Origin of the sequence: Maribacter sp. 1_MG-2023 (assembly GCF_030547005.1) — a bacterium.
GTDB lineage: Bacteria > Bacteroidota > Bacteroidia > Flavobacteriales > Flavobacteriaceae > Maribacter.
In genome coordinates, this window is sequence record NZ_JAUOPN010000007.1 from 112,038 (window position 1) to 127,993 (window position 15,956).

A 15,956-nucleotide genomic window follows, 5' to 3' on the forward strand; every position below is an offset into this window, starting at 1 on the left:
GAAATTTTTAAATTTAAGGTAACATATTCAAAACCAATTCTATATAACGTTTAGCATCGCTTATTTTCTATAAAATGAAAACAAAAGTAGTACTAATTACAGGTGGATCTTCAGGTATTGGCAAAGCAATAGGCATACATTTAAAAGAAAAAGGGTATAAGGTTTACGGTACAACACGTAGCAAAAGTAAATATCCTTCATTTTCAGATTTTCCGCTTTTAGAGATGGATGTTAGAAATGTAGAGACCATAAAAAGTTGTATTGCATCATTATTAGTGCTTGAAAGTAGAATTGATGTATTAATTAATAATGCAGGCGTTGGTATAACAGGACCAATGGAAGAAACTCCGCATGAAGAAGTATTAAAAGCCTTTGCAACCAATTTTAACGGACCATTAAATGTGATGAACAATGTATTGCCTGTTATGCGTGAGCAAAAAGAAGGTCTTATTATTAATATAACCTCTATTGCAGGTTATATGGGGTTACCATATAGAGGAATCTATTCAGCATCAAAAGGAGCATTAGAAATTGTTACCGAGAGTTATAGAATGGAAACTAAGTCTTTTGGTATTAAGTTTACAACATTGGCGCCAGGAGATTTTGCTACTAATATTGCCTCTGGTAGATATCACACCCCTGTGTATGAAAATTCAGCTTACAGAAATGCTTATAAGAGTACTTTAGAGGCTATAGATGCAGATGTAGATAGTGGTGGTAATCCGGCTGATGTAGCTAAGAAGATTGCTAAAATTATAGAAACAAAAAACCCTAAACCTCATTACAAAGTAGGTTCATTTATTCAAAAATTCTCTTTAACACTCAAAAGTTTATTGCCGGGTCTTTGGTTTGAGAAGTTGCTAGAAGGGCATAGTTCTTAATAATCTATAATAATTTTTGCAAAAAAAATTAGTTACTAATTCTTATAGATATTAGAAAATCCATCTACTATTACCGCATTTTCAGTAATAATAGCTTTGTTCATAGGGTAGAGCACTAATTTTTCAGTAAGCTCTTTAAAATCGTTGCTATGATATTGTGATGAAGGGTCTACACCGAGTGTAGCTATAATAGTTTTCCACTGGTCGTAATCGGTTTTAATATTAATACCGATAAGCTCATGATCAGGTTTCTTTTCTTTTAGGGTAGATACTCGTTTAAATATCTCTAAATATTGTTTTTTATTAGTGCCAGACCAGAAATAAAACAAAACTTTCTTATTAGCTGCAATTTCAGTTAATGTCTTGCTATCATTGTTGAAGGTCATCACCTTTAAATCGGGAATAACTTTTGCAGGCTGAAGATTTGCAATACCTTGATAAAGGTTTTCAATTTCTTCTATATGCATATTGTTTTTAGAAACTTTCTTAAATTCCTTTAAGAATATTTCTGTGTTTTCAGGAGCATCCTTTTTCTTTAGTAAATAGTCAAATGCTACATTTCTAAAAAGATTATCTCTCAATCCTTTTTCAATGACAAGACTATCAATTAGATGTAATTTATGCTTTTTATAGTGCAATTGTTTGCTTTCGTCTTTATGGGCGTTCTTGCACTCATTTTTACAGCTCATGTAAGATAAGTTACCAAAATGAGCTTTCATAAAATCGTAATAAGGTCTAAGGTAAGTCAATGTATGATCACCGTAATTTATTTGATTTCTATACGCGTAAAAATCTTTAGGTAAATCATGAAAATTTTCCTCAGCAGCTTTTCTTTTATGTTGAAAGGGGTAAATTTCTTTATATCTATTATAGGTATAATCTATACTGCCGGTTAATAATCTAATTGCTTCTTCAGAAATTAAATTTTCTGAAATTAACTCGTTTAGAATAGCAACTTTGTCTTGCCTTAGAGATTCTATTTTGTCGGCGAAGTCTATTGGTTCTAATTCATAATACTCAGAATACATAGCAGAATCTTCCTCTTCAGTTGCCAGAAATAATTCTAATAGAAAATTATTAGTCTCTTCATTAGTACCAGAGAAAACCAAAGACTCATCAAAATAGATAGTATTAAGCCTAACCATAAGGCTATCACCCTTTTCTAAATATACATATTGATGTTCTGGAGCTAAGTTAAAGTGGTATAAACCGTTTTCAATAGAAGAAAGCTTAAACTCAAATCGGTTTTTGCTATCAATTTTTGCAGAATCGATTTTTATACCGCCTTTTAACAAAACAACTTGATCACTTGTAGGATTCACTATTTCACCAGCAAACAATACTGTTTCAGAATCTTTTTTTGTGGAGGAACAACCCATTAATAAGGCTACGCATGCAGAAAGTAAAATTCTTATCATATAGTATATGGGACTGGTGATTTTCAAAAATAACAAACCTAATCACCAGATGTTGTTAATAGCTAGTTAAATGTTGTGAACCGCTAACTTAAGAATCTTTTGTCGAATTTGATGCTAAACTAGGTAGTGTAAGCCTAGAAATTCAGTATTTTTGCACGGATTTTTAAAATTTTGTTTCTATGTTATCTGTTTCTAATCTTTCTGTTCAATTTGGAAAACGAGTATTGTTTGATGAAGTAAATGTTGCTTTTACGCAAGGTAATTGCTACGGTATTATTGGTGCCAATGGTGCAGGTAAATCTACTTTTTTGAAAATTCTTGCTGGTCAAATGGATCCAACCTCTGGTCATGTTCATTTAGAACCAGGTAAGAGAATGTCTATATTAGAACAGAATCATAACTCAGCTGATGACTTTACTGTATTAGAGGCGGTGGTAATGGGTAACAAACCGTTATATGAGATAAAAAAAGAAATCGATGCTCTTTATGCTGATTATGATGATAAAAATGCAGATAGAATAGGGGAGTTACAGGTAAAATTTGAGGAGATGAATGGTTGGAATGCAGATAGTAACGCTGCTGCATTACTTTCTAACCTGGGTATAAGTGCCGATTTGCATTCTACTTTAATGTCTGAGTTAGACTCTAAATTAAAAGTACGTGTACTTTTAGCGCAAGCATTATTCGGTAATCCTGATGTTTTGATTATGGATGAACCTACCAACGACCTGGATTATGAAACAATCAGTTGGTTAGAGAACTTCTTGGCAGATTATGAAAATACGGTGATTGTAGTAAGTCATGACCGTCACTTTTTAGATACGGTTTGTACTGATATAGGTGATATTGATTTCGGAAAATTGAATTTATATTCTGGTAACTATACGTTTTGGTACGAAAGTAGTCAGTTAGCGGCTCGTCAACGTGCACAACAAAACAAGAAGGCAGAAGAAAAAGCAAAAGAACTGCAAGAATTTATTGCTCGTTTTAGTGCAAACGTTGCAAAAAGTAAACAAGCAACTTCTCGTAAAAAAATGCTTTCAAAATTAAAGATTGATGACATTAAACCATCAAGCCGTAGGTATCCTGCAATTATTTTTGACAGAGAGCGTGAGGCTGGGGATCAGATTTTAAACGTTGAAGGACTTTCTGCTTCTACAGATGAGGGCGAGCTATTATTCAGCAATGTAAACATCAACTTGGCAAAAGGAGATAAAATTGCCATAATATCAAGAGACTCTAGAGCTACTTCAGCATTCTATGAAATCATAAACGGTAACAAAAAAGCAGATAAAGGTACTTTTCAGTGGGGTATCACTACTACACAATCTTACTTGCCAGCAGATAATTCAGGTTTCTTTACCGGTAATATCAACTTGGTAGATTGGTTACGTCAATACGCTAAAACAGAAGAAGAACGTGAGGAAGTATACATTCGTGGTTTTTTAGGTAAAATGTTATTTAGTGGAGAAGAAGCACTTAAAAAATGCACTGTTCTTTCTGGTGGAGAAAAAGTACGTTGTATGTTAAGTAGAATGATGTTAATGCGTGCCAATGTATTAATGTTAGATGAACCAACAAACCACTTAGATCTAGAAAGTATTACGGCATTTAATAATTCTCTTAAGAATTTTAAGGGTACTGTAATGTTAACTACACATGATCATGAGTTTGCGCAAACTGTTGCAAATAGAATCATAGAATTAACGCCTAAAGGCAACATTGATAGGTATTCAACGTTTGATGAATATATGTCTGACAAGACATTGAAAGATCAGCGTAACAAAATGTACGCTAATTAAGCATAGAATAGATTAACCCAAATCGATGTTTTATGAAAACCTACAAATATGTGGCTTGCTTTGTGCTAGCCTTTAGTTTCTTCGCATGCGAAAAATCTTCAGATCAAGTTGATGAAGAAATAGCTACTAATGTACAAGTTGACTACACCGTTTTTTTACAAGATAACAATCAGTTAAATGGTATTGTTGTGGGGTCTGCTAATGATGAATTTGCTGTAAAAAGCACTGTAAACTCATTTAGTAACATTCCATCGAATGCTATAAAATATCGTACTACAACCGATATAGGGTATTATTCCACTACTAATTGTCAGGCAACATTTCAAAGGTTTAATGCAGAAGGTTCTTCTTCAGGGTCAGTATCATTATTTAGTGATATAGATGTATGTTCTATAAATGTATTTGCAATGGCATATTCAAGTGAACTTGCCGCTGTTGCTTATGAAAGAGAGCTATTGGGTAAAGACAAGCAATTTGTAGTTCGCATAAATTCAACTAATGATGCAACAGTTAGTGCTGTAGAAATTTCTTTGGATAAGAAGCCGGTGGATATGGTTATTTCATCAAATCGTTTGTTTGTGTTAACGTTAAATGAGTTTGTAAGTGATGAATTTCATTTATCGGTAATTGATTTGGATGATAATGAAGTTTTAATGGAATTAGATTTAGGATTAGATGCCCAGCGTCTATTTACCAATAACAGTGGTAATGTGATAATTAGCTATCCAGAGTTACATACTACTTTAGATCCCTTTACTTTAGAAAAAACGTACACCACATATGGTGAGAATACAGAGCCTGGATTTGTTACAACACAAGATTTTTTCTTAGATAGCGCAGGTAAATTTTACTTTCAAAAAAATATACCAAGTGCAGAAATTGAAGAAGTACCAGCGATATATGATTTTGAAAAGAATAGCACTGTAGTATATCTATTTGAAAATTTCTTAACTGAAACTGAACTGAATATGAAGTACAGTATAGACCAAACCACATCAATAGCATACGATGAAAAGAACAATTATGTTTTAATAGGATATCAGAAAAAAGGACAAGTAGATAAAGGTGGAATTTTGAGAATAACTCCTTCACCCGATTTCAAGCTTATTGATAATATTGATTTAGAGGGCGTTCCAAAAACCATATTTGTAAAGTAGCACTAATAACTAGCTATTGAAATATTTGCTGTTCCAAATAGCAGGGTTAAAGTTTTTGCCCATTGCAAATCCGTAGAAAATTACCACAGAAGCAATACACTTGAACATAAAAAAGTTTAGAATCCAAAATTGAGCATTTGAATTGGTTTTTGAGAATAGTCCGTCTGGTATCAACATCGTTGTAATGAAACTCATCAATAAAACTAAAATAGCAAGGTTTACGATGCTTTTAAAAGGCCACATTAACAACTTTCGTAATGGGTGAAGGTCATTTCCCCATTGATGTATTAAATAATGATATCCATTTTCGATAGGGGCAAATAGCAAAGGATCATCTTTATCTTCAAGTTTAAAGAGTTTAGAAGGGGCTATTATTTTAAATCCCTGTATTTCTAAGTTATGTTCTTTTTCTAAACTTTTAATTTTTGACAACGCTTCTGTTGGTATTGTTCCTTTAAAATATTTGGTATCTAAAAAGCGTAAACGATAATCTATACAAATTTGCTTGATTTCATCTATGTGATAAATTTTAGAACTTTCTAATTTATCTACGTTAAAATTATTGTTAGGTATACTCTTACTTGTCGTAACGTTTTGCTCAATTCTATTAAATTCATCATCTACATTTGAAAGAATATTATAAACCTCTTTCATTCTCGCGTCTTCCGTTGAATTCTGCTTGTTTCTAGCTTTAGAGAGTTTTTGTTCAATGTTTGTTTTAGATAACAGCATATTCTTTTTTTAGCAATACACTCAAAGTTAGTTAATTAGTTATTTTATCAAAATCTTGTTTAACTTAATTAAAAGTTAATAAAATGTTAAAATCGTTCTACTACCTAATTCACACTAGGTGTCAAAGACATCTAATTGTATATTGACGACGAAATCGAGCCGTTTATCGATTTTAAGAACATTTGCCCCTTAATAACCACCTATTATGAAAAAATGGACATCCCTCATGTCCTTGTGCACCCTATTTTTAGGGGTTCAGACCTATGCACAGGACAACGCGATTGATTTTAAATTTGAAAACCTAATATCAACTATTCAATCGGAAAAATCTATTATAGAACGCACGGCAACCTTCGAAAATCATTCTTCATTGTTAAATGCCCTCAGAGCCACAAATTTAGATAAGGTTTTAGATTATACCGGAGAATTTACTGTTTTTGCACCATCTAACCTTGCATTTGATAAGCTGTCAAAAGCGACAATCGATAAATTATTTGATCCTGAAAATAAAAAGGCATTAAAAGCGATGCTTTCTTATCATATAATTGCAGATAAATTATCGGCTTCTAGTATTTTAAAAGCGATGTGCAGAGGTAATGGGATCGCAAAATTTACTACCATACAAGGAGATAAAATAACAGCGACTATGAAAGGTATAGACATTGTTCTTACAGATAAATCTGGTAATAGTGCTATAATCACAATTGCAGATACTAATCAATCTAACGGCATCATTCACGAAGTTGATACCGTTTTTGTTCCAGAAAAAATGTTTTAATTAACGCAATATTGCTCCTAAATTACGTTCGTAAGTACTTTGTAATTGAGACATAATCTTTTCTATTTGCTTTTCTGTCAATGTGCTTTTATCATCTTGCAAAGTAAAGCTCACTGCATATGATTTCTTGCCTTCTGGTAAATTTTCACCTTCATACACATCAAAAAGAGTCATGTCTTTTAAATATTTACGCTCTGCACCAAAAGCAAGGTCATGAAGTTCACGATACGTAGCTTTATTATCTAACAGTAACGCAAAATCTCTTTTTACTTCTGGGTGCTTAGGTATTCCTTTAAAGGTGACAGGTGTTGTTGTAATTTGTTTTAAAACAGCTCCCCAATCAAAATCAGCATATAATATATCTTGTTTTATATCAAAATGCTTTTGAATAGACTTTTTAATCAACCCGAAAGAAACCAATTCTTTTTTCTTGTTTGTAAATGTTAAGCCTTCTGAGAAAATTGTAGAAGTGGTAGGTTCGCTTTTTAAATCAGACAAACCAAGTCTTAATAATACCGATTTAACAATAGACTTTAATTCAAAAAAGTTCGTAGGCACAGCTTTTGTTGTCCAGCTATCTTGAACAGAGTCTCCTGTTAATAAAATACTCAGGTATTTTGGTTCTATTCGTTTGTCACCTTTGGCGTAATATGTTTTACCAAATTCGAACAATTTTAGATTACCTCTTCTTCGGTTAATATTATAACTAGCAGTTTCTAAAGCAGAGAACAAAGAAGTTCTACGTAATACAGAAAGATCACCACTTAATGGGTTAATAATTTCAATAGACTGACGTTCTTCATCCTCATCTTTTAATAATGATGTATAGTCAGGATTCGTTAGACTATTGGTTAAAATTTCATAGTAACCTTTTGCTGCCAATGCATTGCCAATGGTGTTTTGAATGGTGTGGTCTGCAGTTGCCTCTGTAGTGGCTATAGAAGCATTCAATTTTTGACTAAAAGCAACATTGTTATAGCCATAAACCCTTAATATTTCTTCTATAACATCCACCTGACGCTGCACATCAACTCGGTACGATGGTACTTCAAGACCCATACCGGCTTCAGTAACATTTTTAACTTTAATATCAAGAGATGCCAATATAGATTTAATGGTGTCTTGTGGAATTTCTTGACCTATAAGCTTGTTGATTTTTTCAAATGCAAGAAAAACTTCAAAATTAAGGTGCTTTTTCGGGTATAGATCATAAACGTCAGATGTTATCTCACCACCTGCTATTTCTTTAATCAATAAGGCAGCACGTTTTAAACTGTATTCTACATTTTCAATATCGATACCACGTTCAAATCTAAATGAAGCATCTGTATTTAAACCATGCCTTTTGGCCGATTTTCTAATAGAGACCGGATTAAAGTAAGCACTTTCTAAAAATATAGATGTAGTTTCTTCTGTTACTCCTGAACCTAGTCCGCCAAATACACCAGCTAAACACAAAGGTTTTTCGGCATCACAAATCATTAAGTCATCTTCATGCAAGGTTCTCTCAACTCCGTCAAGCGTAGTAAATTTTGTGTCTTTTGGTAATGTCTTAACTATAATCTTATTACCCTTTATTTTTGCGGCATCGAAAGCGTGTAACGGCTGCCCAAGTTCGTGTAGCACATAATTAGTAGCATCTACAACATTGTTCTTCGGTGTAAGACCTATAGACTTAAGTTTATTTTGAAGCCAGGTAGGCGAGGGCTGAACAATTAAATTGCTTAATGTAATACCACAATAACGTGGAGCTAATTCAGTTTTTATTACGTCAACATCAATTTTTAGTGATCTATCGTTTATATTAAAATGACTTGTAGAAGGGGTAATCAGTTCTTTGGTGATTTCCTTTTGTTTAAGTCCTGCTTTTAAATCTCTTGCTATACCAAAATGACTCATGGCGTCAGCACGGTTTGGTGTTAGGCCAATTTCAAAAACTTCATCCTCTTCAATATCAAAAACTTCTGAACAAGGAGTTCCGACTTTTAGATTTTTATCAAGTACCATTATACCATCGTGACTACTACCAAGACCTAATTCGTCTTCAGCGCAAATCATACCAAAGCTTTCTTCTCCTCTTATCTTTCCTTTCTTAATTGTCCAGGCTTCACCTTCAGCGGTATAAAGAGTTGTACCAATTGTAGCTACAGGTACTTTTTGACCGGCAGCAACATTCTTAGCTCCACAAACAATTTGTACAGGTGCTTCTATGCCAATATCTACCATAGTGACATTTAGCTTATCGGCATTGGTGTGTTTTTCGCAACTTAATACGTGTCCCACAACAATACCTTTTAATCCGCCTTTAACAGATTCAAATTTCTCAACGCCTTCAACTTCTAAACCTAGATCGGTTAAAAGTTCTCCGGTTTTTTGTGATTCCCATTCTATTTGTATGAACTGTTTAAGCCAGTTATATGATATTTTCATTCAAAAAATTTATAGGTTGCAAAGATAAAACAATGCCCTAATACATTCAATAAGCTATGAAGTCTTTATTTTAATTTTTAATTCTGCAATTTTAATTGTTTATTAGAAGTTAAATTAAAAAAAAAGTATGAGATATAGTTTTGCTTTACTATTTGTTTTATTGTTTTTGGTTGGGTGTAAGCAGAATACACAGAAAGTGATTTTGTCTGAAGGTATTTGGCTTGTAGAATTAGATGTTATGGATAATCAAGTATTACCTTTTGATTTAAAAGTGAATAAAAATGAAGATGGAGGTTATGCAATGCAAATTATTAATGCGAAAGAGGTTATTGATATAGATGAAATTGAAATTAATGGTGATTCTATATTTATACAGATACCAGTCTTTGAAGGGTATTTGGCGGGTACTTTTACTGAAAATTCAATACAAGGTCAGTTTATAAAAGAAAGTTTAGATAGAATAGTGTCGTTCAAAGCTATGTATGGTTCTAAAGAAAGGTTTAAAGTTAAGAAAGAACGTACTGACCTTAATGTAACGGGTATCTGGGAAACCTATTTTAGTCCAGATTTAAAAGAGGAATATGTTGGTAAAGGTATTTTCTTGCAAGAAGATAAACGAGTTACGGGTACTTTTAGAACTACAACAGGAGATTATAGATATTTAGAAGGCATACTTGATGGAGATTTGTTAAAATTATCTGCTTTTGATGGTGCCCATGCCTTTCTTTTTAATGCAAAAGTTACCGATTCTACCATGAATGGAGTTTTTTACTCAGGTAATCATTTTAAAGAGCCTTTTGTTGCTAAAAGAAATGACGGATTTGATTTACCTGATCCTGATTCTTTGACTTTTTTGAATAAAGGATATGATAAATTAGCATTTACTTTCCCTGATGTAAAAGGGAATATGGTTTCTTTAAGCGATAAAACTTATCAAGATAAAGTGGTGGTCGTTCAGTTAATGGGTACATGGTGCCCAAATTGCTTGGATGAAACTAAATTTTTGGTAGATTATCTTGAAGGTAATAATGAGATTGAAGTAATTGGTTTAGCTTTTGAATCGGCAAAAACCAAAGAAATAGCAATAAAAGGTATAGAAAGATTAAAAAATAGAATAGGAGTAGACTATCCTATTTTATTGGCGCAGTATGGTACTTATGATAAACAAAAAGCACAAGAAAAATTGCCTATGTTGAATCATGTACTTTCATACCCAACCACTATTTTTATTGATAAAAAGGGGGGTGTTCGAAAAATTCACACAGGGTTTAATGGTCCCGCTACAGGTGAGAAATTTGTGGAATTCAAAAAGAATTTCAATGAATTAATTACCGAGTTGGTTAGTGAATAATTTAAATAATAGTAGATTTTCCTAAGCCGATGTTTTCATCGTTTATACTAAAATTACCATCTAATTCCATGATATTGTCGGCTATAAAATCGCCAACATAGTTAGTGCCATATTTTGAGCTTCCTAAAATATCTGGAGTTACTATTTTTTTAGAAAATGATTTTAAAACTGCAGCTACAACGGCATCAGACTCTTCATTCATTTTAAAATGTTGCAATAACATGGCCATACTTAGGATAGAAGCTACTGGGTTTGCAATGTTTTTACCTGCTGCATCGGGGTAAGAACCGTGAATTGGTTCGAACATAGCATGTTCAAGTCCGACAGAGGCTGAAGGTAAGAGTCCTATTGAACCTGCAATTACACTACCTTGATCAGACAGAATATCTCCGAACATATTGTCTGTTAAAATGACATCAAATTGAGCCGGATTTAAAACCATCTGTACGGCAGCATTGTCTATCAATTGATAGTTAAGCTCTACATCTGGATAGCTCTCGGATATTTGCGTTACAACACGTCTCCATAATCGCGAAGTTTCAAGTACATTGGCTTTGTCAACCAAGGTTACTTTCTTTTTTCTGGAACGTGCAGATTTGAACGCTAAATGTGCAATTCTACTAATTTCAAATTCACTATAGGAACATATATCAGTTGCAATATTTTTTTCCTCGTCAAAAGTTTTTTCGCCGTAGTAAATTCCTCCAGATAATTCTCTAAAAATTACTAAGTCTGTATCTTTTACTTGAGCTTTTGATAACGGGGATTGCTTAACTAAAGAAGGAAATACTTTAACAGGTCTAATATTTGCAAATAGACCTAATTTCTTACGTAATTTCAATAGACCTTGTTCTGGCCAAACTTTTGCTTTGGGGTTGTTATCAAATTCGGGTAAACCCAAAGCACCAAATAAGGTAGCATCGGTACTTTTACAAAGTTTAAGAGTTTCTTTTGGTAATGGACTGCCGGTCTTCTTAATCGCAGAAGCACCAATGAGTCCTTTTTGAAAAGTAAAACTATGACCAAAAGTTTCTTCAACAGAACGCAAGCACTTAATAGATTGTGCTAGGACCTCTGGTCCAATTCCGTCTCCTTCTAAAACAGCAATGTTTAAATGCATAATTAGCTAATACTTTGTAAATCTATATTTGAAGTTTCTATAATTTGATGAATATCATCATCTTTTACTTCTTTTCTAGTGTCGGCATACTTTAAAAACTCTTGATAAACATCGTCAAGTTGAACTTTAGATAACTCGTAACCTACAATTTTAGCTCTATAAGCTAGTGCAGCTCTACCACTTCTAGCGGTTAAAACAATAGATGATTCAGTGACGCCAACATCTGCAGGATCTATGATTTCATAAGTTTCTCTATTTTTTATAACACCATCTTGGTGTATACCAGAACTATGTGCAAATGCGTTGGCACCAACAATTGCCTTATTTGGTTGTACCATCATACCCATTTTACTAGATACCATCAAACTGGTATCATATAGTAATTTGCTGTTTATGTTAGTGTCATAATTTAAATCTGGGTGTTGACGTAAAATCATTACAACTTCTTCTAAAGATGTGTTGCCTGCACGTTCACCAATTCCGTTAATAGTACATTCAATTTGTCTTGCACCATTAATGACACCAGAAATTGAATTTGCTGTAGCCAAGCCTAAATCATTATGACAGTGACAAGATAAAATTGCTTTTTCTATGCCTTTTACATTTTCACGTAAATATTTTATTTTGGCACCATATTCGTCTGGTAAGCAATAGCCAGTAGTATCTGGTATATTTAAAACGGTAGCACCTGCCTTTATGACCGCTTCACAAACACGAGCTAAAAACTCGTTATCTGTACGACCGGCATCTTCGGCGTAAAATTCAACATCTTCTACGAAAGTCTTTGCGTATTTAACAGCATCGATTGCACGCTCTATAATAGCATCTCTGTTAGAATTGAATTTAAATTTAATATGAGAGTCAGATGTACCAATACCAGTATGAATTCTTGGCATTTTAGCATATTTAAGAGCTTGGGCCGCAACTTCAATATCGTTTTTGACCGCACGGGTCAATCCACAGACTGTAGCATTTTTAACGAGCTTGGCTATGGCTTCGACAGATTGAAAATCTCCCGGGCTAGAAACAGGAAAACCGGCTTCGATCACATTAACACCTAATAAATCTAGGCGTTCAGCGATGACCAATTTTTGTTCCCGGTCTAATTTACAGCCCGGTACTTGCTCTCCATCTCTTAAAGTAGTGTCAAATATTTGTACTATCTCTTTACTCATTATATTTACGTAGTTTTACTCGTCAAACGAATATATAACCTAAAATATAAGTTACTTTAATGTTGTTAACTTGTTTACAACGTTAAGTCAGTTTTTTAGGTATGTAAAAAACTGATTAGCAACTATTTAAACTCTTATTATTACGATGACAAATGCGCATAAAGATGCTTTGTTCGTTTTGGTTAAGTCACTTTCTAAATCTGAAAAGCGTCAGTTTAAGCTTTATGTGGGTCGATTAGGTGTAAACACAGATGCCAAATTTTTGGCGCTCTTTAATCTATTAGATAAAATTAAGCAATACGACGAGAAAACTATTTTGGAAAGTGGTATTGTTAAGAAGGCCCAACTTTCTAATCTTAAAGCACACTTATATAAACAGATTTTAGTGAGTCTAAGGCTAAATCCTGTGAACCAAAACATAAGGGTTCAGATACGTGAACAGTTAGATTTTGCTACAATATTATATCAAAAAGGACTCTATAAACAAAGTTTAAAAATTTTAGATAAGGTAAAGGGTATAGCTATAGAGAATGAAGAGAAGAATATAGCTTATGAAATTGTTGAGCTCGAAAAGATAATTGAAACTCAGTACATTACAAGAAGTATACCCGATCGTGCCGATGAACTTGCTATACAGGCAAAAGAATTATCTGGACATAATGTAATGACCAGTAAGCTGTCAAATCTTTCTTTACAGCTTTATGGAATGATGTTAAAAGTTGGGTATGTAAGAAGTGATGAGGATTATCAAAAAGTGAAAACTTATTTTAATAATCATTTGCCGTTATATAATATTGAGGACTTAGGTTTTCGAGAAAAATTATGGTTATATAAAGCCTATTTGTGGTATAGTTTTCTTACTCAAGATTTCTTATCGTGTTTTAAATACGCCAGTAAATGGGTCGATCTATTTTATGATCATAAAGACATGATTTATTTAAATCCTGTTTTCTTTTTAAAAGGGAATCACTATTTGCTAGAATCTCTTTTTTATGTGCAATACAGTTCACAGTTTAAAGAAGTTTTAGAACGTTTAGAAACGACTATTAAAGAGAAAGAATTTCCTGATAATGATAACATCAACTCCTTGGTATTTATGTATTTAAATGCCAATAAATTGAACTTGCATTTTCTTGAAGGTACCTTTGAAAAAGGCTTGTACTTGGTGAAGATTATTGAATATGGTATAAATAAACATAGAGATCGAATTGATGTGCACCACGTCATGGTGCTCTATTATAAAATAGCCTGCCTGTACTTCGGTATTGGAGATAATAAAACCTGTATTCAATATCTTAAAAAGATTATTGATAATAAGAATTTAAAGATGCGTGAAGACTTAATGTGTTTTGCACGTGTTTTGAGTTTAGTTGCTCATTATGAGGCGGGTATGGACTATCATTTAGAAGTTCAATTAAAAAGTACATATAAGTTTCTTTTAAAAATGGACGATATGCATGCAGTACAAAAAGAGATGATTAAGTTTCTTAGAAGTCTAGGTGGTATCTATCCTAACCAGTTAAAAGCAGAATTTCAGAAGTTATATAACGAACTTAAAAAGTACGAAGATCATCCGTACGAAAAGAGGGCTTTCTTGTATTTAGATATATTATCATGGTTAGAGAGTCATTTACAGAATAAACCAGTTTCTCAAATTATGAGAGAAAAAGCGCTGGCTAAAATACGCTAAGCGTAATTTGTGTAGATGAAAAGTAATCACGTTCAGCATTTATTAGAAATTAACCTTGCTATGCTCTTTGTAGCTACTTCTGGGGCATTAGGGCGTTATGTTCAGCTACCAGTGCCAGTTGCTATTGGTTCAAGGGCGCTATTAGCTTTTGTAGCGCTGTTTCTTTATTGTAAATGGAAGGGTTTCAATTTAAAAGTTGATAAAAAAGATATTCCGGTAATATTGCTCAGTGGAATATTAATGGGTGTACATTGGGTCACTTATTTTTATGCTTTAAAACTGTCTAATGTCGCAATTGGTATGCTTTCTATATTTACATATCCTGTAATAACGGCGTTTTTAGAACCCATTCTTTTAAAGACAAAGTTTGAATTAATGCATTTACTACTAGCATTTTTGGTGCTTACTGGTATGTATTTTTTGAGCCCTACATTAGATTTTGAAAATTCATATACCATAGCCATTGGTTTCGGTGTATTTTCAGCTTTTGCATATGCACTTAGAAATATACTTTTGAAAAAGAAAGTGGCGAAATATAATGGGTCTATGCTAATGACTTACCAAACGGCAATTGTCGGGGTTATTTTATTCCCCTTTTTATTTTCTGTTTCAGCAGATACAATTATAAGTCAATGGGAAGTTCTTGTTGCGCTTGCCGTTTTAACTACAGCCATTGGTCACACGATGTTTTTAATGACCTTCAAGCATTTTAATATTACGACAGTAAGCATTTTAAGCAGTGTACAACCTGTTTATGGTATCATAATCGGAGCGCTTTTTTTGTCGGAAATACCAAAGGGAACTACTATTTTAGGAGGAATACTAATTTTAAGTTCCGTGGTAATAGAAAGCATCCGTTCTAAAAAACCAACTTAAAGATTCGTTTTAATTTTGAGAATTGATTCCTGGCGTACTAGCTCCAAACTGACTGATTATATTATCTCCGAATTTAGTAAACTGTTCGTTTTTAGCCATCTCTCTAACTTTTGCAGGGTCAAAATCACCATTGAAATATAAAAAAGAACCTGTTTGACTGTTGTTATTATAGATCAGAATTTCTTTGACTAGATTTTTTTTCTCTCTTACTGAAACAACATTGCGTTTTAAATCATCGTTCTTTCGAAAAACTTCAATAAATGAGTTTCCGGTAATACCGTTCATTTGTTGATTCAAAAACTGAGTTTTACTCGCTGTAGCACTCGGAAACTGCATATACCGCAAATCTTTGGCATTACCGACCATAGCCTTCATCTCTAGTGAAATTTCGCTGATCATTGACAGCATAAATTTCGGAACTCGAACAGCGGTTACTTGGTTGTCATTTTTATGGGCGTTATAAAAGGTGTCAATAGAGTTATAGCTGCCGCACGAAGTAATTAATAGTAATGCGCTTAGTGCGTAAATTTTCTTTAACATGGTTAT

General features: G+C 33.2%; 13 protein-coding genes. 7 read left to right on the forward strand and 6 right to left on the reverse strand.

Going from position 1 to position 15,956, the window contains the following annotated elements; genetic code table 11:
* Positions 1–74 precede the first annotated feature (74 nt).
* On the forward strand, positions 75–881 hold the full coding sequence (locus Q4500_RS09985) for an SDR family oxidoreductase (RefSeq protein WP_303599527.1): 807 nt from the start codon (positions 75–77) through the stop codon (positions 879–881).
* A 35-nt stretch (positions 882–916) separates the two neighbouring features.
* Here Q4500_RS09985 and Q4500_RS09990 read toward each other — a convergent pair whose 3' ends face one another.
* Complete coding sequence (locus Q4500_RS09990; protein WP_303599528.1) at positions 917–2,299, reverse strand: transaldolase; 1,383 nt, start codon at positions 2,297–2,299, stop codon at positions 917–919.
* A 179-nt stretch (positions 2,300–2,478) separates the two neighbouring features.
* Here Q4500_RS09990 and Q4500_RS09995 point away from each other — a divergent pair, with 179 nt between their 5' ends.
* Positions 2,479–4,101 carry an ABC-F family ATP-binding cassette domain-containing protein gene (locus Q4500_RS09995; RefSeq protein WP_303599529.1) on the forward strand — a complete coding sequence of 541 codons (1,623 nt, stop codon included), beginning with the start codon at positions 2,479–2,481 and terminating at the stop codon, positions 4,099–4,101.
* 32 nt (positions 4,102–4,133) lie between these two features.
* Positions 4,134–5,258, forward strand: a complete 1,125-nt coding sequence (locus Q4500_RS10000; RefSeq protein WP_303599530.1) for a hypothetical protein — start codon at positions 4,134–4,136, stop codon at positions 5,256–5,258.
* Positions 5,259–5,267: 9 nt separating this feature from the next.
* On the opposite strand, the gene Q4500_RS10005 is transcribed toward Q4500_RS10000, so the two are convergent.
* Positions 5,268–5,990 carry a hypothetical protein gene (locus Q4500_RS10005; RefSeq protein ID WP_303599531.1) on the reverse strand — a complete coding sequence of 241 codons (723 nt, stop codon included), beginning with the start codon at positions 5,988–5,990 and terminating at the stop codon, positions 5,268–5,270.
* A 205-nt stretch (positions 5,991–6,195) separates the two neighbouring features.
* Here Q4500_RS10005 and Q4500_RS10010 point away from each other — a divergent pair, with 205 nt between their 5' ends.
* Positions 6,196–6,768, forward strand: a complete 573-nt coding sequence (locus Q4500_RS10010) for a fasciclin domain-containing protein (RefSeq protein ID WP_303599532.1) — start codon at positions 6,196–6,198, stop codon at positions 6,766–6,768.
* Here Q4500_RS10010 and pheT read toward each other — a convergent pair whose 3' ends face one another.
* Positions 6,769–9,198 carry a phenylalanine--tRNA ligase subunit beta gene (gene pheT, locus Q4500_RS10015; protein ID WP_303599533.1) on the reverse strand — a complete coding sequence of 810 codons (2,430 nt, stop codon included), beginning with the start codon at positions 9,196–9,198 and terminating at the stop codon, positions 6,769–6,771.
* 127 nt (positions 9,199–9,325) lie between these two features.
* Here pheT and Q4500_RS10020 point away from each other — a divergent pair, with 127 nt between their 5' ends.
* The gene (locus Q4500_RS10020; RefSeq protein ID WP_303599534.1) at positions 9,326–10,549 is read left to right on the forward strand and encodes a peroxiredoxin; all 1,224 of its coding nucleotides are present in this window, start codon (positions 9,326–9,328) and stop codon (positions 10,547–10,549) included.
* 1 nt (position 10,550) lies between these two features.
* Here Q4500_RS10020 and leuB read toward each other — a convergent pair whose 3' ends face one another.
* Positions 10,551–11,669, reverse strand: coding sequence for a 3-isopropylmalate dehydrogenase (gene leuB / locus Q4500_RS10025; protein WP_303599535.1), 1,119 nt, complete (start codon positions 11,667–11,669; stop codon positions 10,551–10,553).
* Between the two features lie 2 nt (positions 11,670–11,671).
* Positions 11,672–12,844: a 2-isopropylmalate synthase gene (locus tag Q4500_RS10030; protein ID WP_303599536.1), complete on the reverse strand. Its 1,173-nt coding sequence runs from the start codon at positions 12,842–12,844 to the stop codon at positions 11,672–11,674.
* A 145-nt stretch (positions 12,845–12,989) separates the two neighbouring features.
* Here Q4500_RS10030 and Q4500_RS10035 point away from each other — a divergent pair, with 145 nt between their 5' ends.
* On the forward strand, positions 12,990–14,534 hold the full coding sequence (locus Q4500_RS10035; RefSeq protein WP_303599537.1) for a hypothetical protein: 1,545 nt from the start codon (positions 12,990–12,992) through the stop codon (positions 14,532–14,534).
* 15 nt (positions 14,535–14,549) lie between these two features.
* Positions 14,550–15,410: a DMT family transporter gene (locus Q4500_RS10040; protein WP_303599538.1), complete on the forward strand. Its 861-nt coding sequence runs from the start codon at positions 14,550–14,552 to the stop codon at positions 15,408–15,410.
* Between the two features lie 9 nt (positions 15,411–15,419).
* Here the strand turns inward: Q4500_RS10040 and Q4500_RS10045 are convergent, their stop codons facing one another.
* Positions 15,420–15,950, reverse strand: coding sequence for a DUF4252 domain-containing protein (locus tag Q4500_RS10045; RefSeq protein WP_303599539.1), 531 nt, complete (start codon positions 15,948–15,950; stop codon positions 15,420–15,422).
* Positions 15,951–15,956 lie beyond the last annotated feature (6 nt).

Bases quoted from the DNA above. Each gene is read 5' to 3' on its own strand.
- Q4500_RS10010 (WP_303599532.1), top strand. From the start codon at position 6,196: ATGAAAAAATGGACATCCCTCATGTCCTTGTGCACCCTATTTTTAGGG.
- Q4500_RS09995 (WP_303599529.1), top strand. From the start codon at position 2,479: ATGTTATCTGTTTCTAATCTTTCTGTTCAATTTGGAAAACGAGTATTG.
- Q4500_RS10005 (WP_303599531.1), bottom strand. From the start codon at position 5,990: ATGCTGTTATCTAAAACAAACATTGAACAAAAACTCTCTAAAGCTAGA.
- Q4500_RS10035 (WP_303599537.1), top strand. From the start codon at position 12,990: ATGACAAATGCGCATAAAGATGCTTTGTTCGTTTTGGTTAAGTCACTT.
- Q4500_RS09985 (WP_303599527.1), top strand. From the start codon at position 75: ATGAAAACAAAAGTAGTACTAATTACAGGTGGATCTTCAGGTATTGGC.
- Q4500_RS10045 (WP_303599539.1), bottom strand. From the start codon at position 15,950: ATGTTAAAGAAAATTTACGCACTAAGCGCATTACTATTAATTACTTCG.
- Q4500_RS10000 (WP_303599530.1), top strand. From the start codon at position 4,134: ATGAAAACCTACAAATATGTGGCTTGCTTTGTGCTAGCCTTTAGTTTC.
- pheT (WP_303599533.1), bottom strand. From the start codon at position 9,198: ATGAAAATATCATATAACTGGCTTAAACAGTTCATACAAATAGAATGG.
- Q4500_RS09990 (WP_303599528.1), bottom strand. From the start codon at position 2,299: ATGATAAGAATTTTACTTTCTGCATGCGTAGCCTTATTAATGGGTTGT.
- Q4500_RS10020 (WP_303599534.1), top strand. From the start codon at position 9,326: ATGAGATATAGTTTTGCTTTACTATTTGTTTTATTGTTTTTGGTTGGG.
- Q4500_RS10040 (WP_303599538.1), top strand. From the start codon at position 14,550: ATGAAAAGTAATCACGTTCAGCATTTATTAGAAATTAACCTTGCTATG.
- Q4500_RS10030 (WP_303599536.1), bottom strand. From the start codon at position 12,844: ATGAGTAAAGAGATAGTACAAATATTTGACACTACTTTAAGAGATGGA.
- leuB (WP_303599535.1), bottom strand. From the start codon at position 11,669: ATGCATTTAAACATTGCTGTTTTAGAAGGAGACGGAATTGGACCAGAG.